The sequence below is a fragment of the Lysobacter oculi genome (genome assembly GCF_003293695.1).
GTDB classification, from domain to species: Bacteria; Pseudomonadota; Gammaproteobacteria; order Xanthomonadales; family Xanthomonadaceae; genus Solilutibacter; species Solilutibacter oculi.
On the sequence record NZ_CP029556.1, the window covers coordinates 439,383 to 461,201 of the forward strand.

The following is a 21,819-nucleotide window of genomic DNA, read 5'->3' on the forward strand; positions in this document are numbered from 1 at the left end:
CGAGGCCCAGGCGTTTGACGTCTTCCCTTGAGATTGCGAAGGGATCTTGAGCGTGTAATTCAACACTGGGGCGGACATTTCCCTGTCTTCAGATGCGGCTCTGCGCTGCACGCAATCACATGAACCGGCGTAGTGAAGCAATGTCGTCTTTGATAGGGACTACGCGCGCATGAGGGAATCGAACGGGCTCACGGCAGAGATTGCCTCGTTATCGTTGATATGGGCATAGATCATGGTGGTATTCAAATCTTTATGTCCCAGGAGTTTCTGAATCGTCCGAATGTCAGTGCCGGCCTTCAATAGATGCGTGGCAAACGAGTGCCTGAGTACGTGTGGTGTTACACGCTTCAATATCCCTGCATTCTTGGCGGCCAGCTGTACGGATCTCTGAATGGTCGAAATGTTGACATGCCAGCGGCCGCTGATACCGGAGATGCTGTCGCGGAATGTGGCACGAGACGGAAATACGAACTGCCAAATGAAATCCCTGCTCATCTTCTGCTTACGACGGCCGTAGGACTCTGGCATTACGCAACTCCCAAGTCCGTTTCTGAGATCGTCGGTATGCAATCGTTTGGCCAGCATCAATTGATTTCGAAGTGAGTGCTTGAGATTGATCGGAAGTAGCGTGAGTCGATCCTTACGGCCTTTTCCGTCCCGCACCATCACCCTTGATGCTCCGAAGTCGATGTCCTTCACCCGCAAAGAAAGTGCTTCGGATATTCTCAGCCCGGCACCATAAGTCAATTCACAGATCAGGCGCGCTGGCTGAGAAAGTTGGCTGAAAAGCGTGGTGATCTCCGCTTTGCTAAGCACCACGGGTATGCGGTTGTAGCGCTTCGCCCGGATCGCGTCGACGGTCCCGAGTTCTTTTTCGAGCACATGTCGATAGAGAAACTGTATTGCAGCGAGGGCTTGGTTCTGGGTCGACGCGGATACCTTTTGACTCTTGGCTAAAAAGGTGAGGTAGGCTGCAACCTCCGCTCTTCCCATCTCATTTGGATGGCGCATTCGATGAAACACGATAAAACTTCGCACCCAATACGCGTACACACTTTTCGTTGATCTGGACAAGCCACGAGTTGTGATTTTGTCGACAAGTTGAATCAACAAGCGTGGTTTCGTCATTGCGAGACTCCGTGTGTGGAGTCTTTACGTTAGCGATAGTTGAATTAATGCGATTTAACGCCTGAGTTAAGCCGGGCCGCTTTGCGGCCGAGCGATGTGCTAAACGCTAGCACATAAGTCGAGGCCGCGAAGCGGGCTCGGCTTGAACGAATTGTTAGACGTTTACATTTTTATATTTCGCTGTTTAAGGTGGCGGGCGTAAGCGAAAGCGTCTTCTGCTTTGTCAAAGTGCATTTCGCCGACGGCATAATATCGGCCGTTGTACGCGATCCCTTCTTGTGCCATCAGCTCTGCGTGTGGATGTTTAACTGTCGATGGATCTACCAGTAATTCTTTACTCGCGGAGACGACCCAAAGAGTGTATGCGCCGACAATCGTTCCTATTGGAAATGCCAATAGTGAGATGATGCTGACTATCATTAGTCCAGTCATATCTTTCTCTCCCGCAAGTAATTTCTTTCCTCCTGATATTTGAGTTATTGAGAAAGTAAGTTGTAGAGCTGCCAACACGAACGCCAAAAGGCCTAGTGATCTGATCCAGTCTCCAGCGGTGTCTCCGGCCGTCAAGTCTTTTATGCTCCCGCCGGATGCGGCGTAAAATATAAAAATCAATGAGCATGCCAGTACGGTCAATCCAATGCCGATCCAGCCCAAAATAATGTTGAATTGCGCCGCTAGTTTTAGATGATTTTGCATGTGAAGCTTCCAAGAGCTGATGTATTCTGGTGATTATTTCTTTAACGCGAGCGCGCTAGGTTCACAGCCCCATGATTTTCATTGGTGCATGCTCTCTACTGAACGACATCCCAACGTCTAACGCCTGAGTTAAGCCGGCCCGATTTGCGGCCACGGCTGAGTGACCATCTTACGGCGCTCTGCCGAGGCCGCGAAGCGGGCTCGGCTTGAACGAATTGTTAGGTGGCGGGCTCGTTAACGTGAACCTGACGCCATCTGCTGCCAGTTCTGTTGGGGTGAGCCAGAGAATGGAGTTGGGTGGAACCTTGCGGGCTTTAGCGAGCAAGCGTTCGGAGAACCCCGCGTGGCGCAGCATGTCATCTGCCAATTTCATGCGGGCGGGAGATGCGATGGCTTCAAATGCGCCAGGTGCCTTTTTGACGGGAATGCCGGCATGTAACCCAAGGCGAGCAGTTGCTGTGAGCTCTCGCCGATCAGTGGCAGCCCACAGGCCGACGCATGCGCTGGCGCATCTCCCAGCGACGCGAATAGTGATTCCGTGCGTATTTAACAGTTGCGCTGTGCGCTTGGCCTCCAGGGTCTTGCCGCCAGTGCTCTCGATGTAAACACGTTTTAGGTTCGGACTTCTGGCGATTGCTTTGCGCATTTCAGCCTCGAATCCATCAGTGATACGCCCGAAAGCCATGAATTGTTGTAACGGCTCTGCGGGGATGATCTTGAACTGGGGCTCGGAGGCAATTGCTGGAGATATGAGAACTGCCAGCAAGATAGCGAGAGTCTTCACAAGCCACCTAACGCCTGAATTAAGCCGCGCCGCTTTGCGGCCGAGCGATGTGCTAAACGCTAGCACATAAGTCGAGGCCGCGAAGCGGGCTCGGCTTGAACGAATTGTTAGGCTGCGTGCATTTCGAGTTTGACAACCCGATTGAGATTGACAGTCTTACGAGCAGTCCAAAGGTCGTGATTGTCTTGCATGGCGAGCCAGCTTTCCGGCGTACGTCCAAGCGTCTTGGATAGGCGCAGAGCCATTTCTGGAGTGATCCGGCTGGAGCCATTGAGCACGCGGCTCAAGGTAGACGCAGCGACGTCCAGCTTAGCCGCAAGTTCACGACCACTAATCCCGTTCGGCTCCAGGTAGATGCCAGTGATGAACTCACCGGGGTGGGGAGGATTGTGCATGCTCATTAGTGATAGTCCTCATAGTCGAGAACGTAGACGTGTCCGTCTTTGAACTCAAAGGTTAGGCGCCAATTGCCGTTGACCCAGATTGACCAGCGCCCTTTCAATTTGCCCTTGAGCGGGTGGAGGCCGAATCCGGGAATGTTCAAGTCGTCGATGACTTGGGCTGTGTCCAGGGCAGAAAGCTGAAGTCGAAGCCGTTTAGCGTGGGCTGCTTGGACGCCAGCGGTGCTGCCACTTTCGTAGAGCTTGGCCAGACCTTTGTGTCGGATCGACTTGATCATGGCCTAGTCTAGCAGCGTGTTGCGCGATGCGCAACACCGCGCAGCCTAACGCCTGAGTTAAGCCGACCTGCGTAGTGGCACGGCGATGTGGTACACGCTACCACGTTAGCCGGGCCACGAAGCAGGTTCGGCTTGAACGAATTGTTAGGCGGCACTCACATAATTTTCTTCAAGTTTGGTACTAACCGCTGCCAGCCGTCATCTCCAAGTTCTGCGTCGTCAAACACGAGATAGATTTCCCACATATTATTTGAAACCCTGTCTTTGGATATGGCATACCCAGCCAAGTTATTTATGGCCTTATCGAGTTCTTCAAAAGGGGCATCTTGATTAATAGCTTTTTTGGCTATATGAACAGCCAGTCGATCAATAAGTGGTCCTATTTCATTTTCATGGCACAGTGAAACTATGCTGTTGAACTCATGGATGAACGCGTCATCTGGCTTTGAACGAACGCAGATCTGGTAGAGGGTAGCGATGATATCGGGCATGCCGCCTAACGCCTGAGTTAAGCCGCGTTGCGTAGTGGCACGGCGTTGTGCTAGAAGCTAGCACATAAGGCCGAGCCACGAAGCGGCGTCGGCTTGAACGAACTGTTAGGTTGCAGGCTAGCAGACCACAGATTCGATACTGTCGCCTGGAATCCATTTGCCGGATTTGAAAGTGAACTGAATTGAGTCCGTAGTGCCACAGTCTAAATTTGCGTTCTTGTACATCGGCCCGAAAGTCATTGTGACCTTGGCCTGATCGCCTGAGATATCAATTTTCCGAACGATTGCGCCCGTAGGTGCAATCTCATACTTGTCGTCTGACAGATTAGATCTGTCCACAACAGGGGCGATCATTCTTAGAGCAGCCAAATATTTGTCTGGAACTGTATCCTCGATGGCGAATTTCCTTGGCGCTTCTCTTCGTAAAGTCTGAAAATAGATGTCGAGAAGCTGCTTATCTGTTTTAACATCTTGTCTAGGCAAGACATTGCAAGCAGCAAAGGTGATGAGGGAAACGAGAAGGACGCTGCGAGGGACCATGATCTGCAACCTAACACCTGAGTTAAGCCGCGCCGCGAAGCGGCGTCGGCTTGGACGAATTGTTAGGCCGCATGCCTTCGATTCCGCCACATGGCAAACGCCCGCACTGAGAGAGCGACGCCGGCGAAGACAATCCCCACGAGCGGGCCGCCAAAGATGATGATGCCCGCGAGAACCATACCCGGGCCGTCGCAGGGCGGAGGGCATTCGCCCGGGCTCGGAAGCGTGAAGTACCAAAGCGCGATTGTTGCCAGATAGCCGGCGGCAAACGCAATCGCGCCAACGGAAAACGCGGACATTGGCTGGGCGCGCTGCTGCGGCGGCAAGTCGGTGTTCGAGCTTTCGTACGGGTTATCCATGATCTGTCGCAGCGGCCTAACGCCTGAGTTAAGCCGGGCCGCTTTGCGGCCGAGCGATGTGCTAAACGCTAGCACATAAGTCGAGGCCGCGAAGCGGGCTCGGCTTGAACGAAATGTTAGGCTTCAGACCGAAAGCATCAAGAAGCTGACCTTGAAGGTCGTTTAACTCTGTAGGATCGAAACAGAGAAACCCATCCACCCAAAATTCCGACAAACCCCAGCAAGATTCCAAAGAGAACAGTGCCAAAGGCCAGCCATGAAAGGGGTTCGTCAGGGCCGTAATTTATGCTGAAGCCGAACGCAACTCCAACTGCTGCAACTGCAACTCCGAGTAGTGAAATTTTCAGCCAATTGCGATAACGGCAACGTGGACAATAAGTGAGGTCTTGCCGGTATGAGAGAGAGCACTTACTACAAGTCGAATAGCCTTTCATTTCTGCAGCCTAACGCCTGAGTTAAGCCGGGCCGCTTTGCGGCCGAGCGATGTGCTAAACGCTAGCACATAAGTCGAGGCCGCGAAGCGGGCTCGGCTTGAACGAATTGTTAGGCCTCACGCTTTTCATGAGCGCCACGATCCTGGACAAGGAGCTTGTAGTAGTACAGAGATTTGATGACGTGGTGCAAATTGTGCATTTCTCTGAAAGCCAGAAGGAGGGATCGCATGAATGCTAGAAAGCTGATTTCTTTCCCCTCAGTGGCTGCCAGCCTGCCGCCTTCTGGGTAGTATGTGACGGTCTGTGTTTCACTGTTGTAGTTGATGTTGTTGTGGGCAACTGCATTGCGTAGGCCGAGATTCAAATCAGTTGTGGCCAAGTTGTACCAACAGTCGTCAAGGTACTTAAATTTGTCAGACAGCGTTTTCTCTGAAAGCTTTTGCAGGCTACTAAGAGCGCCGCCGTCAATAGCCTTGAAGGAATTGAAATTTCCTCTGTGGTAAAGATTGTTGATTCCAGCGACCAATACGATCTGCCGCGCAATTATTTCTAGGATGTCCTTGTAAAGATCTTTCAGGCTGAAAAAGTCCTGAGAGGAGACTCTTCCCGCTACCAAATCAGACTGTTCGCCTTCGAAAAAATCTAGGAAGAGCGCTGGTCTAAACGGGATCTCCGCATCAAATACGCGCGGGTATATGCGCAAGCAGTCTCTTTGCAGAGATGTAAGGAATCCAGAGCTGAAGATGTCTTCAATGAACGAATCGAGTTGCTCTCGGTCAAGTTCATACAGAAGTTTCGGTAGCTCCTCGGATATCTCCTTGCCGTGTTCATGCACCACGAAAGGAAAAAAAGCCTTCGCAATCACTCGATAGAGCGTGGCGTTAAGATCCTGCTGCAGTATGGATTTCTCTTGCTCTTCGCCAAGGAACTCGGCTGCTCGCTTCTGGAAGAGTTGCTTGTTCGCTCCATGATAGAGATTGATGATTCTCTTTAATTCTTCAGCTTTTGGATAAAGCTCATTGAGGATGTTGAGCCTTGCGGAATGAAACATGGAGAGTTGAAGCGACTTATTGCGGTCGCCAGTCACCTCATCCAGTTGATTGAGAGATGCAAACCACGGAGTTAGGCCAGGCACATAAGCACCAAACATCACCGGGAAGTCGAGGTGAAGATCAACGAACGGATTTGCGCCATCGAATGGCCCGTCTGGTTGATTGTTTGATGGATGGCATCCGTTGAACGAGAACCCCGACTGGGGAGCATTGGACGTATCTAAAGTCACCTCAATTGATGAATGGCAATGAGGACATGAGAACTGAAGTGGTTGAATAAGGCGATTCGAATAGCCGATTCGACAGTCCGTATCTTGCTCGCAAGTTGAGCAAGTGATCGTCATGCATGTGTTCATTTGGCGAGAAACTCGATAGTGAGGCCTAACGCCTGAGTTAAGCCGTGGTGCTGCTCGGCCACAATTGGACAAGAACCTTACCTTAGAAAATTGTGGCCGTGAAGCGCCATCGGCTTGAACGAATTGTTAGGCGTGTCTACCGACATAGTTGTCATGGCGACGTCCCCCCGCTTTCAGTAGCGGGGCGATTTAGAGTCCGGGGTTGATGGTAGTGGATGCCAGTTGTTTTGCGTAGGCGCTCGGTGTCAGTCCGCCCAATGCCTTCTTCGGCCGATCCTCGTTGTATTCCCGGCGCCAGGTTCCGATGACGGTCCGGGCGTGCAGCAGGTGGGTGAACCAGTGTTCGTTGAGGCACTCGTCGCGCAGGCGCCCGTTGAAGGATTCGACGTAGGCGTTCTGGTTCGGCTTGCCGGGTTGGATCAGGCGCAGTTGCACGCCGCGCTCGTACGCCCAGGTGACCATAGCCTTGCCGCAGAACTCCTTGCCGTTGTCGGTGCGGATCACCTGCGGTAGGCCGCGGGTGAGCGCCAGACGGTCGAGCACGCGCGTCACGCCCAGTCCGGAGATCGCGCGCTCGACCTCGATCACGATGGCCTCGTGGGTGGCGTCGTCGACGATCGTCAGGCACTTGATGACCCGACCTTCGGCGGTGCGGTCGAACACGAAGTCCATCGACCACACCTGATTGGCCGCCAGCGGCCGGATCAGCGGCTGGCGCTCGCCCGGCAACACCTTCTTGCGCTTGCGGCGCCGCACCTGCAGCTTCGCCTCCTGGTACAGCCGTTCAACGCGCTTGTAGTTCACGAGCAGCCCCGCTTGCCTGAGCTTGAGGTGGATCATCCCGACGCCGTAGCGCTTGTGCCGCCGCGCCAGCGCCAAGATCCGCGCCCGCAGCTCGACGTTGCGGTCCGGACGCGGCGCATAGCGGTAGGCGCTGGCGCTCATGCGCACCACCGCCAGCGATCGTCGCTCGCTCAGCCCCTTGTCCACCAGATGCCGCACCAGCTCGCGTCGAGCCGGTGCGGTCACCACTTTTTTCGCAGGGCGTCCTTGATCACGTCGTTCTCGAACATCTGCTCGGCCAGCAGCTTCTTCAGCCGGGTGTTCTCCGCCTCCAGCTCCTTGAGGCGCTTGGCGTCGGGCACGCTCATGCCGCCGAACTTGCTGCGCCACAGGTAATACGAGGCTTCGCTGAAGCCGTGCCGGCGGCACAGGTCCTTGACCGGCAGGCCGGCCTCGGCCTCACGCAGGAAGCCGATGATCTGTTCTTCGGTAAAACGCTTCTTCACGTCCAATCTCCTTGTCGTTGGGGATTGGACTCCAGATCGCGGCGCTACTCAAAGGTGGGGGGACGTCGATGGTAGAGACGGGAAAAGCCCCAAAATACAGGCTGCACAACCCAACTTAAAAAGAGCCACAAAGCAATACCGAGCGATGCCGTACTGCCTAGGTGGCCTAGAAAAATCGAAATAGTAACCGCGGCAGTAAGTGCGATGGATGGCAGCAAGACAATGATGATGCAGATAGCATTGCGCCCTAGATGAGGTTGACGCATTTGCATCCAGATAAGCGTGGCGATCGTCCCAATCATGAAGATAGCCACGAATCTCAGATCCCGAATGGCTGCGAAAAGGATAAGCGCTTGGAGAAGCGCAACCACGTATGGGAGATAGCGATTGGTCATGATGACGCGCCTAACGCCTGAGTTAAGCCGTGGTGCTGCACGGCCACAATTGGACAAGAACCTTACCTTAGAAAATTGTGGCCGTGAAGCGCCATCGGCTTGAACGAATTGTTAGGGCCAGGTCAGCATTACACGACCGATGACAACTGAAAAACAGGAAGATAGAAAGCGGCTGTCGCAACAAGCATAGATGCAATGCCAGTAGTCAAAGCCATCCAGCCGAAATAGCTACGCTTTCTGAGCAATGCGACAACCAGAATAACAAGAGCCGGAGCGATGAGGCCGAAGTTTGGGTTTGCGATCAAGAATTTTGTAATGCCTGATGTCTCGACACCAAAACTTTTAAACGTGGAGTCGAACTGTGGCGAGTTGTATTTGATGCCGAATGCAGCCGTTCCGGCGATAAATAATCCGCACACAGCAAGAAATATTTGTGTCCGCAGCGATGAGTTTGTCATTGGGCCCTAACGCCTGAGTTAAGCCGAAACGCATAGTGGAGGCAAGGGCGTGGCAAGCTTTTTCTGCCATGCCCTTGCTGGAACGAAGCGGTTTCGGCTTGAACGAATTGTTAGGTCTTGCTACTCGGCCAGGCAATCTGCACTTTGCGGTGCTTCATTACGCAGTCGCGCAAGTACAGATTGATTAGGCTTTGGTAAGGAACGCCCGCCTCATTTGCCATGCCTTTGAAGTAGTCAACTACGTCTTCCGAGAGACGCATAGAAACGGGCTTCTTGAGCTTGGCCGCATAAGGGTTCTTGCGGGATTTCATTTTGGAGAGATCGTATTCAGTTTTCATGGCGGTCACTGCTCGTAGTGGGAGCTTTCTTGCTTCGTTGCTTTGCGTGCAGAGATGATGCGAATGATGTCGCCACCGTCAAGCGCACAGTGGCAAACGAGGAGAAGATGTGCTCCGCTGCTCATTCCGAGCATGAGAAAGCGGTCTTCATCTTCCGAGTTCGGTTCGTCGTAGAACTGAACGGCGAATTCGTCGTAGAACACGGTCTGGGCTTCCTCGAAGGAAACGCCGTGTTTCTTGAGGTTTGAGGCGGCTTTGGCCGGGTTCCACTCAAACTTGATCATCTGTACATTGTATGGATGATCGACGCTTTTGCAAGACCTAACGCCTGAGTTAAGCCGCGCTGCGTAGTGGCACGGCGTTGTGCTACACGCTAGCACAATGAGCCGGGCCACGAAGCGGCGTCGGCTTGAACGAATTGTTAGGGCACAAGTCCGTGAGCGTTACGAACACAGGGTAGGGCGCAAGATGGCCTACCGCGCGACCGTTGGCTGATCGCCCGCGGGTTGTCGAGCGACGTCCCCCCACCTTTGAGTAGCGCCGCGATCTGGAGTCCAATCCCCAACGACAAGGAGATTGGACGTGAAGAAGCGTTTTACCGAAGAACAGATCATCGGCTTCCTGCGTGAGGCCGAGGCCGGCCTGCCGGTCAAGGACCTGTGCCGCCGGCACGGCTTCAGCGAAGCCTCGTATTACTTGTGGCGCAGCAAGTTCGGCGGCATGAGCGTGCCCGACGCCAAGCGCCTCAAGGAGCTGGAGGCGGAGAACACCCGGCTGAAGAAGCTGCTGGCCGAGCAGATGTTCGAGAACGACGTGATCAAGGACGCCCTGCGAAAAAAGTGGTGACCGCACCGGCTCGACGCGAGCTGGTGCGGCATCTGGTGGACAAGGGGCTGAGCGAGCGACGATCGCTGGCGGTGGTGCGCATGAGCGCCAGCGCCTACCGCTATGCGCCGCGTCCGGACCGCAACGTCGAGCTGCGGGCGCGGATCTTGGCGCTGGCGCGGCGGCACAAGCGCTACGGCGTCGGGATGATCCACCTCAAGCTCAGGCAAGCGGGGCTGCTCGTGAACTACAAGCGCGTTGAACGGCTGTACCAGGAGGCGAAGCTGCAGGTGCGGCGCCGCAAGCGCAAGAAGGTGTTGCCGGGCGAGCGCCAGCCGCTGATCCGGCCGCTGGCGGCCAATCAGGTGTGGTCGATGGACTTCGTGTTCGACCGCACCGCCGAAGGTCGGGTCATCAAGTGCCTGACGATCGTCGACGACGCCACCCACGAGGCCATCGTGATCGAGGTCGAGCGCGCGATCTCCGGACTGGGCGTGACGCGCGTGCTCGACCGTCTGGCGCTCACCCGCGGCCTACCGCAGGTGATCCGCACCGACAACGGCAAGGAGTTCTGCGGCAAGGCTATGGTCACCTGGGCGTACGAGCGCGGCGTGCAACTGCGCCTGATCCAACCCGGCAAGCCGAACCAGAACGCCTACGTCGAATCCTTCAACGGGCGCCTGCGCGACGAGTGCCTCAACGAACACTGGTTCACCCACCTGCTGCACGCCCGGACCGTCATCGGAACCTGGCGCCGGGAATACAACGAGGATCGGCCGAAGAAGGCATTGGGCGGACTGACACCGAGCGCCTACGCAAAACAACTGGCATCCACTACCATCAACCCCGGACTCTAAATCGCCCCGCTACTGAAAGCGGGGGGACGTCGGGATGGAGCCACCATTGGCAGAGACTTCTTAAACGCTTCCGATCGGGAGCCGTAAGTAGCATTGATTAGTGCCTCATCGATGCGAATGACGCGATTTAGAAAATCATTGCCATCCTCGCCCGCGTTAGCGTGCACTATCGAGAAGGTATCGCGCACAACTGTATAAACTTCGATGAGCGCCCTGGAGGAAAAAATCAACTCATAGGGATTCTTTTCTTCATAACCACGAAGAAACATCTCTAAGAAATAGTAGGTCTTGTACAGACTGATGTGGCCGAACTGCATAATTCGTGCATTGATTGTCTGGCGCGCATAACTTTGCAGGCGGGTGGAGTCGCTTGCATGATCTTTGGCATGTGAAATCATCACAGGGAGTATGAAGTCGTAATCCGGCGGAAGATCCTTAATGCTCTTCTGAATCTTGCGAATCGAGGCCACAACCTCAGCACGGTTTTGAGGGAACTGAGGGGGTTTTTCCATTGGTCTAACGCCTGAGTTAAGCCGTGGTGCTGCACGGCCACAATAGAACAAGAACTTACCTTAAAAGATTGTGGCCGTGAAGCGCCATCGGCTTGAACGAACTGTTAGGGCGCATGCCTAGCTAAAACGTTTGCGGTGTTCTTCAGATAACCACAGCGCGTCTATGGGGCCGTTGAAACCTACGACAGCATCTACACCGCAAAGTGGACATAACGCCGTTACGCCCAGAGGCTCTCCGTCAATCCACTCAATAATTTTATTAGGGCTGAATTCCGTTAAACAGTAAACGCATGCGGCGATCTCGCTAGAAGCAAGCGCTCTTCGATTGTGTGAAAGATCTGAGGTTCTTCCCATGCGGCCTAACGCCTGAGTTAAGCCGGGCCGCTTTGCGGCCGAGCGATGTGCTAAACGCTAGCACATAAGTCGAGGCCGCGAAGCGGGCTCGGCTTGAACGAACTGTTAGGACGGTGATCAGTTGGCTTACGGTGCTTTGCTTCTAGATCTTTTGCGCCGCGGCGGATCAAAGAGTTCTAAAGCATCAGATCGCAATGGCCAGGTTTGGCGTCCGGAACCGCGAGCGAGTAGGCGGGCGCGAACATTGTCGAGTGCGAAGATTTCTCAGCTCTTGGCGGTGCGCTTGTTGCTTTGCTGTTTGCTCTTCAACTGCAAACCTTGGCCTTTCAACACCGGCCTAACGCCTGAGTTAAGCCGGGCCGCTTTGCGGCCGAGCGATGTGCTAAACACTAGCACATAAGTCGAGGCCGCGAAGCGGGCTCGGCTTGAACGAATTGTTAGGACGGTGATCCGTTGGCTTTACGGCGCTTTGCTTGTAGATCTTTCGCGCAGCGACGGATCAAAGAATTCTCAAGCGCCAGATCGCAATGTCCAGGTTTAGCATCCGGAACCGTAAGCGAGTAGGCGGGCGCAAACATTGTCGAGTGCGAAAATTTCTCAGTTCTTGCGCGGTGCGCCTATTGCTCTGCTGTTTGCTCTTCAACTGCAAACCTTGGCTTTTCAACACGGGCCTAACGCCTGAGTTAAGCCGACGCGCGTAGTGGCAACGGCTGCGTGCTAGCGTAGCGCAGGCACGCAGACGATGCCACGAAGTGCGTTCGGCTTGAACGAATTGTTAGGCAGCGGCTACTGTGATCTTTAGGCCAAGGGCGTGCGCAACTTTGCTAACGGTGGCAAAGCTCGGATTGCCTGCACCTGAAAATGCCTTGTATAGCCCCATGCGGGTCAGGCCAGTTTGGGCAGCGAGTTGCGTGATGTTGCGTGCGCGAGCCACGTCACCGAGAGCTGCGAGGAAGAGAGCAGGGTCGTCTTCATCCGCGCAAGCGGTCAGATAGGCCGCAATGTCTTCTTCGGTCTCGAGGTAGTCGGCGGTGTCGTAGCGAGTGAAGGTCTCTTTGGACTTGGCCATGATCATGTCTCCCAAGATGCGGCAATCTCAGTGGCGAGCCGGATGTCTTTGCTTTGAGTGGATTTGTCTCCGCCACAGAGCAGAAGAATCAAGGTCTTGCCCTTGAATGTGTAGTAGACGCGGTAGCCAGGGCCGTAGTCGATCTTGAGCTCGTTGATGCCATCTTTGAGCGAGCGGAACTGGCCGGGATTCCCGAGGGAAAGGCGTCTGATACGAACCTCAACTTTAGCCTTGGCGTCACGGTCGCGCAGGCCGCGAAGCCAGCTGTCGAACGTGCTGCTCTTGAGGATTTCGTACATGGCGCATAGAGTAAACCACGGTTTACGTGATGTCAACTGCGGTTGACTCACTTCCGCCGCCTAACGCCTGAGTTAAGCCGGGCCGCTTTGCGGCCGAGCGATGTGCTAAACGCTAGCACATAAGTCGAGGCCGCGAAGCGGGCTCGGCTTGAACGAATTGTTAGGACGGTGATCCGTTGGCTTTACGGCGCTTTGCTTGTAGATCTTTCGCGCCGCGACGGATCAAAGAATTCTCAAGCATCAGATCGCAATGGCTAGGTTTGGCGTCCGGAACCGCGAGCGAGTAGGTGGGCGCGAACATAGTCGAGTGCGAAGATTTCTCAGCTCTGCGCGGTGCGCTTATTGCTCTGGGGTTTGCTCTTCAACTGCAAACCTTGGCCTTTCAACACCGGCCTAACGCCTGAGTTAAGCCGGGCCGCTTTGCGGCCGAGCGATGTGCTAAACGCTAGCACATAAGTCGAGGACGCGAAGCGGGCTCGGCTTAAACGAATGGTTAGGTTACGCCGTGAATCAAGGCGGAGCCAGGACAAGGATGCGGTTGGTGCTCTACGTTCCGGAGCCCGAATTGCAAGCTGTAGATGCAACCGAAGGCGAGCGTCGAATGCCTGAGCGCATGAAAGCGCCGGGCAGGGCACGCGGACGAAGAACCATCTGGAGCGAGAGGCGATCACCGCGGCCCGGCGCATGCGAGCCGCTTCCGGATGCGCCACCCAACCACTTACCGAAGGCGAGTGCGGAAAATCGAACGCGGAAGAGCGATTTTGCTTCCGCAAGGCTTTTACTTTTGAAAACGCTTTTCAGGCCGCAACCTAACGCCTGAGTTAAGCCGACCTGCGTAGCGGACCGGCGGTGTGGTACACGTTACCGCATGAGCCGGACCGCGAAGCAGGTTCGGCTTGAACGAATTGTTAGGCAACAAGCCGCTCGATGGTTCCGACGTCCCCCCACCTTTGAGTAGCGCCGCGATCTGGAGTCCAATCCCCAACGACAAGGAGATTGGACGTGAAGAAGCGTTTTACCGAAGAACAGATCATCGGCTTCCTGCGTGAGGCCGAGGCCGGCCTGCCGGTCAAGGACCTGTGCCGCCGGCACGGCTTCAGCGAAGCCTCGTATTACCTGTGGCGCAGCAAGTTCGGCGGCATGAGCGTGCCCGACGCCAAGCGCCTCAAGGAGCTGGAGGCGGAGAACACCCGGCTGAAGAAGCTGCTGGCCGAGCAGATGTTCGAGAACGACGTGATCAAGGACGCCCTGCGAAAAAAGTGGTGACCGCACCGGCTCGACGCGAGCTGGTGCGGCATCTGGTGGACAAGGGGCTGAGCGAGCGACGATCGCTGGCGGTGGTGCGCATGAGCGCCAGCGCCTACCGCTATGCGCCGCGTCCGGACCGCAACGTCGAGCTGCGGGCGCGGATCTTGGCGCTGGCGCGGCGGCACAAGCGCTACGGCGTCGGGATGATCCACCTCAAGCTCAGGCAAGCGGGGCTGCTCGTGAACTACAAGCGCGTTGAACGGCTGTACCAGGAGGCGAAGCTGCAGGTGCGGCGCCGCAAGCGCAAGAAGGTGTTGCCGGGCGAGCGCCAGCCGCTGATCCGGCCGCTGGCGGCCAATCAGGTGTGGTCGATGGACTTCGTGTTCGACCGCACCGCCGAAGGTCGGGTCATCAAGTGCCTGACGATCGTCGACGACGCCACCCACGAGGCCATCGTGATCGAGGTCGAGCGCGCGATCTCCGGACTGGGCGTGACGCGCGTGCTCGACCGTCTGGCGCTCACCCGCGGCCTGCCGCAGGTGATCCGCACCGACAACGGCAAGGAGTTCTGCGGCAAGGCTATGGTCACCTGGGCGTACGAGCGCGGCGTGCAACTGCGCCTGATCCAACCCGGCAAGCCGAACCAGAACGCCTACGTCGAATCCTTCAACGGGCGCCTGCGCGACGAGTGCCTCAACGAACACTGGTTCACCCACCTGCTGCACGCCCGGACCGTCATCGGAACCTGGCGCCGGGAATACAACGAGGATCGGCCGAAGAAGGCATTGGGCGGACTGACACCGAGCGCCTACGCAAAACAACTGGCATCCACTACCATCAACCCCGGACTCTAAATCGCCCCGCTACTGAAAGCGGGGGGACGTCGGATCCGCACCGACAACGGCAAGGAGTTCTGCGGCAAGGCTATGGTCACCTGGGCGTACGAGCGCGGCGTGCAACTGCGCCTGATCCAACCCGGCAAGCCGAACCAGAACGCCTACGTCGAATCCTTCAACGGGCGCCTGCGCGACGAGTGCCTCAACGAACACTGGTTCACCCACCTGCTGCACGCCCGGACCGTCATCGGAACCTGGCGCCGGGAATACAACGAGGATCGGCCGAAGAAGGCATTGGGCGGACTGACACCGAGCGCCTACGCAAAACAACTGGCATCCACTACCATCAACCCCGGACTCTAAATCGCCCCGCTACTGAAAGCGGGGGGACGTCGAAGCTATGGCTCAAAGGTCTAAGACCGGGCGAGCCAGGCTCTCAGCGTGGTCGACGTTCGGGACGAGGTCGAGCATTGCTCTGCCAACACAAAGAAGCTCTTCTGTGTCCCCCGCATAACGCCTGAATTAAGCCGCGCCGCGAAGCGGCGTCGGCTTGAATGAATTGTTAGGCCTCAGCATACGCTTGCACGAGCTCTCGTTCGCGGGGCGCTGGGCCTATGTGAAGAATGATGGTGCGTTCTAGATCAACAAGCGAATGCGTGGCGCAGTTCTTTGCGAACCACATGCACTCAGACAGTGGCTCATCGGCATGCCAAGTAGTCATTGCATCAGCCTCTTCGGGGATGTCAGACGAGCCAAACGGCTCGTGATTGGCAATATCAACCGAATCATCCCACGAGCTGCAGTTGTCACCCCAAGCCAGCATGTACAGACAGCCGATCTCAATGAGCCATGAGCTCACAATGCGCTGCCAAATTGGGTCAACTGGTTGGTCGAGAACCAGTACCGCGCGAGTAGGCTGACGCGCCAGAGCGGGCAAGCCGGAGCCGGCGACAAGATGCAAGTACTGCGGATTACTCTCCATGAGGCCTAACGCCTGAGTTAAGCCGGACCGCTTTGCGGCCGAGCGATGTGCTAAACGCTAGCACATAAGTCGAGGCCGCGAAGCGGGCTCGGCTTGAACGAATTGTTAGGACGGTGATCCATTGGCTTTACGGCGCTTCGCTTATTGATCTTTCGCGCCGCGGCGGATCAAAGAATTCTCAAACATCAGATCGCAATGGTCAGGTTTGGCGTCCGGGACCGCGAGCGAGTAGGTGAGCGCGAACATTGTCGAGTGCGAAGATTTCTCAGTTCTTGCGCGGTGCGCCTATTGCTCTGCTGTTTGCTCTTCAACTGCAAACCTTGGCCTTTCAACACCGGCCTAACGCCTGAGTTAAGCCGACCTGCGTAGTGGTACGGCGTTGTGCTACAAGCTAGCACATAAGCCGATGCCACGAAGCAGGTTCGGCTTGAACGAATTGTTAGGGGCCACTAAACGTGATGTCTCTCGTTAAAAGCAGGCAAGAAGAAAAGCAGACCCTGAGTGCTCTCTTGCGAAACTTCTCCCCATTGAGCGTGTAAAGCAGCGTTACGCAAATCTTTGAACGCAAGCAGATTTCCTTTTGTGGAGCGTTCAATGACGCCTCGCGTGAACAACTGTGCCACTACAACTGAGAACTCCGACCCCAAGAGGTCAGGGTGTCCTGATTTGTCAGCAAGTCTCTTAACCGAATCTTCGAGCGTTACAGCTAACAACGCTGCAGCGGTATCTTTATAGCCCGCTTCGAGCGCTATGCGGGCTGCCTCAATGAAATCAGATTTAACCTCTAAAATGGCCTGCGACCGGATCGTGTCAAGCAAGCCGTGTCGAATTACTTCTAGGGTACCCCTAATTAGCCCCTCTGCGCGCTCCAGGCCTCTAATGTCGTTACTGAACAAAGCACCCATGATTCGCGTGCTTTGCGGATTGCCATCTTCGTAGATGTGGTAGAGGATAGCTTCAATTTGAGTTACGACACTATTGAATTTCACTCTATCAGAGCACCCATATCTCCCGTTGAATTTTTCCGATAGATCGGGAAATTCGGCCAGAAGTCGTTCTAAGTGTTCAATGATCTCTTGATTGCTTGGCATGTGGGCCCTAACGCCTGAGTTAAGCCGGCCTGCGTAGCGGCCGAGCATTGTGGTAAACGATACCGCAACAAGCGAGGCCGCGAAGCGGGCTCGGCTTGAACGAACTGTTAGGTGTGACTTAAAGGTGGCCACCACTAGCAGCGAAATGCAGGGCTTGAATTGCTAGAAGTGCAATCGAAGCCATCAATGACCCTGTTGAAATATAAGCCCATGGTCTTAGCTTGGTCGTGAGCAGCCCACGCTTGGCAGAGAAGGTCAATTTAAGAATCCAGAATGGCCACCATTCTCCACTACTTGGCTCACCTACCGACCTGTGCAAGTCAGGAGACAGGCTTTTAAGTCTGTTGGCTAGATATGCTGCCGAAAAAAATGCTGTGACGGCGAGGAGCAGTGCGGATATGAAGATCATATTTTCGAGCAGCGAATAGAGTTTGCTGTAACACCTAACGCCTGAGTTAAGCCGCGCTGCGTAGTGGCACGGCGTTGTGCTAGAAGCTAGCACAAAAGGCCGGGCCACGAAGCGGCGTCGGCTTGAACGAATTGTTAGGCAAGGCTTCCGTCATACCTTGAGGCGCCCTCTGAGGAACTTGCCAGCGGCACCCTTGAGTTCGCACCTGTTAAAGAGCTTGCCCTGAAATTGGAAGTCTTGATCAATCCGTACGATTAGCAATTGCTCAAAGTCGCCTTGACTCTTGACCATCACTCGATCGTTTGATTTCTCGGGTGAAATGGTTTTTACCTCAACCAGCTTGCCGCCAATTGTGCCGTCAGATCCAGCGGTGTGAGTTCCGTGACGACGAAGCCCGAACTTGATCTCAGCGTAGATTTCTCCAAGCTCCCCCCAAACTTGCAAATACCTGCCTGTGTTTTCGAAGTGCCGCATAGCGCACTCTACTAGGTCGTGGAAGATTTCTGTTTGTTCCAGGACGCTGTAGGGAAAACCTTCTCTGCTCTCAAACGGTTCGCATGGCTCTATGGAATGAATATCATCTTCCGGCGTATCTTTGAGTTGGGAGTCAACCCATTCCTGATCGATGTACTCCCATTGCCAAGGTGCTACGCCACATCCCGCAGCATCGGCGATATCTTTGGCGCTGTAGCCGCGCGCATTCATTTCGTAAAGAAAGTCCCAGTCGCCCATGATCCTTTTGCCTTGCCTAACGCCTGAGTTAAGCCGGGCCGCTTTGCGGCCGAGCGATGTGCTAAACGCTAGCACATAAGTCGAGGCCGCGAAGCGGGCTCGGCTTGAACGAATTGTTAGGACGGTGATCCGTTGGCTTTACGGCGCTTTGCTTGTAGATCTTTCGCGCCGCGACGGATCAAAGAATTCTCAAGCATCAGATCGCAATGGCTAGGTTTGGCGTCCGGAACCGCGAGCGAGTAGGTGGGCGCGAACATAGTCGAGTGCGAAGATTTCTCAGCTCTGCGCGGTGCGCTTATTGCTCTGGGGTTTGCTCTTCAACTGCAAACCTTGGCCTTTCAACACCGGCCTAACGCCTGAGTTAAGCCGGGCCGCTTTGCGGCCGAGCGATGTGCTAAACGCTAGCACATAAGTCGAGGCCGCGAAGCGGGCTCGGCTTAAACGAATGGTTAGGTTACGCCGTGAATCAAGGCGGAGCCAGGACAAGGATGCGGTTGGTGCTCTACGTTCCGGAGCCCGAATTGCAAGCTGTAGATGCAACCGAAGGCGAGCGTCGAATGCCTGAGCGCATGAAAGCGCCGGGCAGGGCACGCGGACGAAGAACCATCTGGAGCGAGAGGCGATCACCGCGGCCCGGCGCATGCGAGCCGCTTCCGGATGCGCCACCCAACCACTTACCGAAGGCGAGTGCGGAAAATCGAACGCGGAAGAGCGATTTTGCTTCCGCAAGGCTTTTACTTTTGAAAACGCTTTTCAGGCCGCAACCTAACGCCTGAGTTAAGCCGGGCCGCTTTGCGGCCGAGCGATGTGCTAAACACTAGCACGTAAGTCGAGGCCGCGAAGCGGGCTCGGCTTGAACGAATTGTTAGGCTGCTGGCCTGTTTATGCGGTTCTGAAAATATTGCCCGACATAGAAAAATGGTAGCGCTATACCGACCAGAACCGCGTACTTGGTCAAACCAGTAATTCCAAAAAACTCATTGATGAAATTCGCTGTGCCAAAACCGAGCGCGAAGAATAGCGCCCGAATCCATTCTCTGGGACGATTCATGATCTTGTAGATGAAGACATGAACGGCTAGAACTATAACGACCAAGATCGTTGAAGAAAGGATGGATGTTGCTAGAGGCCCCATTTGGTCTTTTCCTGCAGCCTAACGCCTGAGTTAAGCCGTGGTGCTGCACGGCCACAATTGGACAAGAACCTTACCTTAGAAAATTGTGGCCGTGAAGCGCCATCGGCTTGAACGAATTGTTAGGCTGCAACCGTTCCGACTTGTCGTGATTGATTGAGCTGATACGGACAAGCCAGTGAACGAAGAAGTTCTGGGGCGGAAGGATCGCGTAGAGCAGTCCGACGCAATCCTGGAGCATGCGTCACCAGACGCGTGCGAACCGAACAGATGAAAGCAGGGCGGCAAAGCCGCGCTGCGAACTATGCAAGCGATGAGACCAATTCTCGGGAATCTTTCAGCCTGACTTTAAGAGCGCTTTCTTGCAGCCTAACGCCTGAGTTAAGCCGCGCTGCGTAGTGGCACGGCGTTGTGCTAGAAGCTAGCACAAAAGGCCGGGCCACGAAGCAGCGTCGGCTTGAACGAACTGTTAGGCTTGCGGGCTTATGAATCCTTCTTCTGTTCAGCTGAGACTTGGCTCGAGTTGTTCGTCAAGCGGACGTTACTCAACAACTCAAGCTTCCCCGTGATTGCGAACTTTCCGAACAGATATATACCGTAAAGAACGCCCGCTAATTTCAGAAGGTCGAATGCACGGAAGTTTCTATTATTTGCAATGTCTTCCGACAAATTAAATGGGATCGCTATGAGTCCAGCTAGTGCAAGAATGCCGGCAATTATCCTAATTGCTTTCCGGGAGTCGATGATTTTGCTTTGTGTGCTCATGGATCTATCCAAGCAAGCCTAACGCCTGAGTTAAGCCGACCTGCGTAGCGGCCGGGCGGTGTGGTACACGCTACCACGCAAGCCAGGCCGCGAAGCAGGTTCGGCTTGAACGAATTGTTAGCTGCTTCCATGCATTGCGTCTTCTGCAATCACTTGAGCTTCCTTGATAGTCATTCCGTTATGGTAGTGACAAGCAAGGGGATGGTCGCTTGGTTGTAGCTCAAGAATCGGTCTGGCCCCACCGTTCCGCGGGCGTACGTTGGTCTTGAGATTTACAGTATCAGGATAATGGGGGAGGCGATTGCTAAACCAGCCAAAGTAGCTATCTGTCTCGTCGTGCTTGCCCCATGCGGATGTGTACTTCTCGAAGCTCTCTTTGCTGAGTGAAACCCAGACACCCCAAAGGAACGGCTCGTCAACGCCGTGAATTGGCAGTTCTAGGATGGCGCGCGCGAAGTAATCGGTTCCTTCCGGATGCTCAATCTTGCAAAGATCATCATTGATCGTAGCGATCGATTCTTTGTCGTGATCAGACAGAGAGTCGTAGTGCATTGGCGCTTTGTAGCCGAAGCTCGGTGAGCCTGCGTGGAGCTTCCCGCAGCATGAGCAAGTGAATGCGAAGATTGCAGCCATGTGTGTGAGCAGCTAACGCTTGAGTTAAGCCGACGTGCGTAGCGGAGCCAACAACATGGCAAGCTGTTCTGCCATGTTGTTGGTGTAGCGAAGCGCGTTCGGCTTGAACGAATTGTTAGCCGTCACCCCGGCTCACGGTCAGCTCAAGACCAAGATCACCAACGGAAACGCTGGCGGACTTGTCCGGGCGAACTACAACTGTCGGTGCCATTGAGCCATACGCCGAGTCCAAGTGCGCAGCAACCTGAATCTTGTCCGGCGCTAGGTCTGTGACGGTGAGCGTGAGCTTGTATCCGTCTGGGCCAGTAACCTCAATGCTCGCAGGTTTGTTGGCGAGAACAACAGCGCTTGGTGCGGCAAAGGCTTGTCCGCCGTGCGTCAGCTTTGCCGAGACCTCATAGGAGCCGGGCGGACTTGCAAAGGAAAGGCTGGCAGGCAGACACAACACGAGGGTGGCGATGATTTTTGACCAAATGCGCATAACGCTCTCCTGTGACGGCTAACGCCTGAGTTAAGCCGCGCTGCGTAGTGGCACGGCGTTGTGCTAGAAGCTAGCACAAAAGGCCGGGCCACGAAGCGGCGTCGGCTTGAACGAATTGTTAGGCGCTACGTTGCTAAATACCAAGACACGAGAGCGCCAAGACAGAAGAAGATGAAGTTGACGATGACGCCGCTCCAGAACGACTTTCGACCTTCCTTTCTCAGCTCGCCCTGTAGAAGTTGGGCCACCGCATCTACTTGCTCACGGTTGAGCGAGACTAGTTTCTGATACCGGTCAGCGTCTTGTTGCAGTTCGGTAACAAGGGTTTGTCGTTTCTGAATCTCGTCCTCAACTTGTGCAACGAGTCGACTCGATTCTTTCAGTGCGCCCGAAAGCTTGTTTATGCGATTCTCTAATGTCTCGGGGCGACGGTACTTCTTAAGAACAAATACTTCGAAGAGGCTAGCGACGACGGAAGCGATGGAGCCTGAGATCGCGAGAGCGGTGATTAGTTCGACGGACATTGCGCCCCCTAACGCCTAACGCCTGAGTTAAGCCGACTTGCGTAGTGTAGCCGGCGACGTGGCAAGCTTAA

Annotated in this window: 25 protein-coding genes and 1 pseudogene; 3 read left to right on the plus strand and 23 right to left on the minus strand. The window is 55.0% G+C overall.

Annotated elements, in window-relative coordinates; genetic code table 11:
- Positions 1-159: 159 nt before the first annotated feature.
- From DCD74_RS02080 to DCD74_RS02120, 14 genes are all read right to left on the minus strand, one after another.
- Entirely contained in the window at positions 160-1,128 is a 969-nt protein-coding gene (locus DCD74_RS02080; protein WP_112925859.1) for an integron integrase, read from the minus strand.
- 162 nt (positions 1,129-1,290) lie between these two features.
- Entirely contained in the window at positions 1,291-1,824 is a 534-nt protein-coding gene (locus DCD74_RS12445) for a hypothetical protein (RefSeq protein ID WP_162615834.1), read from the minus strand.
- 169 nt (positions 1,825-1,993) lie between these two features.
- Positions 1,994-2,608, minus strand: coding sequence for a hypothetical protein (locus DCD74_RS12450; RefSeq protein WP_162615835.1), 615 nt, complete (start codon positions 2,606-2,608; stop codon positions 1,994-1,996).
- Between the two features lie 107 nt (positions 2,609-2,715).
- Positions 2,716-3,009 carry a HigA family addiction module antitoxin gene (locus tag DCD74_RS02085; protein WP_112925860.1) on the minus strand — a complete coding sequence of 98 codons (294 nt, stop codon included), beginning with the start codon at positions 3,007-3,009 and terminating at the stop codon, positions 2,716-2,718.
- On the minus strand, positions 3,009-3,287 hold the full coding sequence (locus tag DCD74_RS02090) for a type II toxin-antitoxin system RelE/ParE family toxin (RefSeq protein ID WP_112925861.1): 279 nt from the start codon (positions 3,285-3,287) through the stop codon (positions 3,009-3,011). Before DCD74_RS02090 ends, DCD74_RS02085 begins: the two co-directional genes overlap by 1 nt.
- Positions 3,288-3,442: 155 nt before the next feature.
- Positions 3,443-3,778, minus strand: coding sequence for a hypothetical protein (locus DCD74_RS02095; protein WP_112925862.1), 336 nt, complete (start codon positions 3,776-3,778; stop codon positions 3,443-3,445).
- A gap of 117 nt (positions 3,779-3,895) precedes the next feature.
- The gene (locus DCD74_RS12455; protein WP_217424271.1) at positions 3,896-4,318 is read right to left on the minus strand and encodes a hypothetical protein; all 423 of its coding nucleotides are present in this window, start codon (positions 4,316-4,318) and stop codon (positions 3,896-3,898) included.
- Positions 4,319-4,380: 62 nt separating this feature from the next.
- Entirely contained in the window at positions 4,381-4,677 is a 297-nt protein-coding gene (locus DCD74_RS02100) for a hypothetical protein (RefSeq protein ID WP_162615837.1), read from the minus strand.
- Between the two features lie 543 nt (positions 4,678-5,220).
- The gene (locus DCD74_RS02105) at positions 5,221-6,507 is read right to left on the minus strand and encodes a hypothetical protein (RefSeq protein ID WP_112925864.1); all 1,287 of its coding nucleotides are present in this window, start codon (positions 6,505-6,507) and stop codon (positions 5,221-5,223) included.
- Positions 6,508-6,708: 201 nt separating this feature from the next.
- Positions 6,709-7,808, minus strand: a protein-coding gene (locus DCD74_RS02110) for an IS3 family transposase (protein ID WP_112927513.1) whose coding sequence is annotated in 2 segments (ribosomal slippage) — positions 6,709-7,550 and positions 7,550-7,808 — 1,101 coding nt in all. Because the reading frame shifts where the segments join, the coding sequence is not laid out codon by codon here.
- Positions 7,809-7,852: 44 nt separating this feature from the next.
- Positions 7,853-8,203, minus strand: a complete 351-nt coding sequence (locus tag DCD74_RS12460; RefSeq protein ID WP_162615838.1) for a hypothetical protein — start codon at positions 8,201-8,203, stop codon at positions 7,853-7,855.
- A 128-nt stretch (positions 8,204-8,331) separates the two neighbouring features.
- Positions 8,332-8,661 (minus strand): hypothetical protein, encoded by a 330-nt coding sequence (locus DCD74_RS12465; protein ID WP_162615839.1) that lies wholly within the window; start codon positions 8,659-8,661, stop codon positions 8,332-8,334.
- A 110-nt stretch (positions 8,662-8,771) separates the two neighbouring features.
- Complete coding sequence (locus DCD74_RS02115; RefSeq protein ID WP_112927619.1) at positions 8,772-8,999, minus strand: CopG family antitoxin; 228 nt, start codon at positions 8,997-8,999, stop codon at positions 8,772-8,774.
- Positions 9,000-9,004: 5 nt separating this feature from the next.
- On the minus strand, positions 9,005-9,283 hold the full coding sequence (locus DCD74_RS02120) for a BrnT family toxin (RefSeq protein WP_112925865.1): 279 nt from the start codon (positions 9,281-9,283) through the stop codon (positions 9,005-9,007).
- Positions 9,284-9,581: 298 nt separating this feature from the next.
- On the opposite strand from DCD74_RS02120, the gene DCD74_RS02125 reads away from it, so the two are divergent.
- Positions 9,582-10,681 (plus strand): IS3 family transposase gene (locus DCD74_RS02125; RefSeq protein WP_112927513.1). Its coding sequence is split into 2 segments (ribosomal slippage): positions 9,582-9,840 and positions 9,840-10,681, totalling 1,101 coding nucleotides; the frame shifts between segments, so codons are not numbered across the junction.
- Here DCD74_RS02125 and DCD74_RS12470 read toward each other — a convergent pair.
- From DCD74_RS12470 to DCD74_RS02140, 3 genes are all read right to left on the minus strand, one after another.
- The gene (locus DCD74_RS12470; RefSeq protein ID WP_162615840.1) at positions 10,678-11,193 is read right to left on the minus strand and encodes a hypothetical protein; all 516 of its coding nucleotides are present in this window, start codon (positions 11,191-11,193) and stop codon (positions 10,678-10,680) included. The genes DCD74_RS02125 and DCD74_RS12470 overlap by 4 nt on opposite strands.
- Positions 11,194-12,322: 1,129 nt before the next feature.
- The gene (locus DCD74_RS02135) at positions 12,323-12,616 is read right to left on the minus strand and encodes an addiction module antidote protein (RefSeq protein WP_112927620.1); all 294 of its coding nucleotides are present in this window, start codon (positions 12,614-12,616) and stop codon (positions 12,323-12,325) included.
- A gap of 2 nt (positions 12,617-12,618) precedes the next feature.
- Complete coding sequence (locus DCD74_RS02140) at positions 12,619-12,915, minus strand: type II toxin-antitoxin system RelE/ParE family toxin (protein WP_112925867.1); 297 nt, start codon at positions 12,913-12,915, stop codon at positions 12,619-12,621.
- Between the two features lie 1,002 nt (positions 12,916-13,917).
- Between DCD74_RS02140 and DCD74_RS02145 the strand changes: the two genes are divergently transcribed.
- A protein-coding gene (locus DCD74_RS02145) for an IS3 family transposase (protein WP_112927513.1) occupies positions 13,918-15,017 on the plus strand; the annotation gives its coding sequence in 2 pieces (ribosomal slippage) (positions 13,918-14,176 and positions 14,176-15,017; 1,101 coding nt in all).
- Between the two features lie 33 nt (positions 15,018-15,050).
- A pseudogene (locus tag DCD74_RS02150) lies at positions 15,051-15,362 on the plus strand (integrase core domain-containing protein); the annotation flags it as partial.
- Positions 15,363-15,561: 199 nt separating this feature from the next.
- Here DCD74_RS02150 and DCD74_RS13245 read toward each other — a convergent pair.
- The 6 genes from DCD74_RS13245 to DCD74_RS02165 all read right to left on the minus strand — a co-directional run bounded on the left by DCD74_RS13245 (position 15,562) and on the right by DCD74_RS02165 (position 21,748).
- On the minus strand, positions 15,562-15,981 hold the full coding sequence (locus DCD74_RS13245; protein WP_455430931.1) for a DUF7684 family protein: 420 nt from the start codon (positions 15,979-15,981) through the stop codon (positions 15,562-15,564).
- A 449-nt stretch (positions 15,982-16,430) separates the two neighbouring features.
- Positions 16,431-17,072 carry a hypothetical protein gene (locus DCD74_RS12475; RefSeq protein ID WP_162615841.1) on the minus strand — a complete coding sequence of 214 codons (642 nt, stop codon included), beginning with the start codon at positions 17,070-17,072 and terminating at the stop codon, positions 16,431-16,433.
- 559 nt (positions 17,073-17,631) lie between these two features.
- On the minus strand, positions 17,632-18,213 hold the full coding sequence (locus tag DCD74_RS02155) for a hypothetical protein (RefSeq protein WP_112925868.1): 582 nt from the start codon (positions 18,211-18,213) through the stop codon (positions 17,632-17,634).
- Between the two features lie 2,014 nt (positions 18,214-20,227).
- Complete coding sequence (locus DCD74_RS02160; protein ID WP_237049637.1) at positions 20,228-20,662, minus strand: DUF2199 domain-containing protein; 435 nt, start codon at positions 20,660-20,662, stop codon at positions 20,228-20,230.
- Positions 20,663-20,858: 196 nt separating this feature from the next.
- Positions 20,859-21,224, minus strand: coding sequence for a hypothetical protein (locus DCD74_RS12480; RefSeq protein WP_162615842.1), 366 nt, complete (start codon positions 21,222-21,224; stop codon positions 20,859-20,861).
- Positions 21,225-21,349: 125 nt separating this feature from the next.
- A complete protein-coding gene (locus DCD74_RS02165) occupies positions 21,350-21,748 on the minus strand; it encodes a flagellar export protein FliJ (protein WP_112925870.1) in 399 nt (132 codons plus the stop codon).
- Between the last annotated feature and the right edge of the window lie 71 nt (positions 21,749-21,819).

Excerpts from the sequence above, each read along its gene's own strand:
- DCD74_RS02080 (WP_112925859.1), bottom strand. The coding sequence starts at position 1,128 with ATGACGAAACCACGCTTGTTGATTCAACTTGTCGACAAAATCACAACT.
- DCD74_RS12445 (WP_162615834.1), bottom strand. The coding sequence starts at position 1,824 with ATGCAAAATCATCTAAAACTAGCGGCGCAATTCAACATTATTTTGGGC.
- DCD74_RS02085 (WP_112925860.1), bottom strand. The coding sequence starts at position 3,009 with ATGAGCATGCACAATCCTCCCCACCCCGGTGAGTTCATCACTGGCATC.
- DCD74_RS02090 (WP_112925861.1), bottom strand. The coding sequence starts at position 3,287 with ATGATCAAGTCGATCCGACACAAAGGTCTGGCCAAGCTCTACGAAAGT.
- DCD74_RS02095 (WP_112925862.1), bottom strand. The coding sequence starts at position 3,778 with ATGCCCGATATCATCGCTACCCTCTACCAGATCTGCGTTCGTTCAAAG.
- DCD74_RS12455 (WP_217424271.1), bottom strand. The coding sequence starts at position 4,318 with ATGGTCCCTCGCAGCGTCCTTCTCGTTTCCCTCATCACCTTTGCTGCT.
- DCD74_RS02100 (WP_162615837.1), bottom strand. The coding sequence starts at position 4,677 with ATGGATAACCCGTACGAAAGCTCGAACACCGACTTGCCGCCGCAGCAG.
- DCD74_RS02105 (WP_112925864.1), bottom strand. The coding sequence starts at position 6,507 with ATGACGATCACTTGCTCAACTTGCGAGCAAGATACGGACTGTCGAATC.
- DCD74_RS12460 (WP_162615838.1), bottom strand. The coding sequence starts at position 8,203 with ATGACCAATCGCTATCTCCCATACGTGGTTGCGCTTCTCCAAGCGCTT.
- DCD74_RS12465 (WP_162615839.1), bottom strand. The coding sequence starts at position 8,661 with ATGACAAACTCATCGCTGCGGACACAAATATTTCTTGCTGTGTGCGGA.
- DCD74_RS02115 (WP_112927619.1), bottom strand. The coding sequence starts at position 8,999 with ATGAAAACTGAATACGATCTCTCCAAAATGAAATCCCGCAAGAACCCT.
- DCD74_RS02120 (WP_112925865.1), bottom strand. The coding sequence starts at position 9,283 with ATGATCAAGTTTGAGTGGAACCCGGCCAAAGCCGCCTCAAACCTCAAG.
- DCD74_RS12470 (WP_162615840.1), bottom strand. The coding sequence starts at position 11,193 with ATGGAAAAACCCCCTCAGTTCCCTCAAAACCGTGCTGAGGTTGTGGCC.
- DCD74_RS02135 (WP_112927620.1), bottom strand. The coding sequence starts at position 12,616 with ATGGCCAAGTCCAAAGAGACCTTCACTCGCTACGACACCGCCGACTAC.
- DCD74_RS02140 (WP_112925867.1), bottom strand. The coding sequence starts at position 12,915 with ATGTACGAAATCCTCAAGAGCAGCACGTTCGACAGCTGGCTTCGCGGC.
- DCD74_RS13245 (WP_455430931.1), bottom strand. The coding sequence starts at position 15,981 with ATGGAGAGTAATCCGCAGTACTTGCATCTTGTCGCCGGCTCCGGCTTG.
- DCD74_RS12475 (WP_162615841.1), bottom strand. The coding sequence starts at position 17,072 with ATGCCAAGCAATCAAGAGATCATTGAACACTTAGAACGACTTCTGGCC.
- DCD74_RS02155 (WP_112925868.1), bottom strand. The coding sequence starts at position 18,213 with ATGGGCGACTGGGACTTTCTTTACGAAATGAATGCGCGCGGCTACAGC.
- DCD74_RS02160 (WP_237049637.1), bottom strand. The coding sequence starts at position 20,662 with ATGCACTACGACTCTCTGTCTGATCACGACAAAGAATCGATCGCTACG.
- DCD74_RS12480 (WP_162615842.1), bottom strand. The coding sequence starts at position 21,224 with ATGCGCATTTGGTCAAAAATCATCGCCACCCTCGTGTTGTGTCTGCCT.
- DCD74_RS02165 (WP_112925870.1), bottom strand. The coding sequence starts at position 21,748 with ATGTCCGTCGAACTAATCACCGCTCTCGCGATCTCAGGCTCCATCGCT.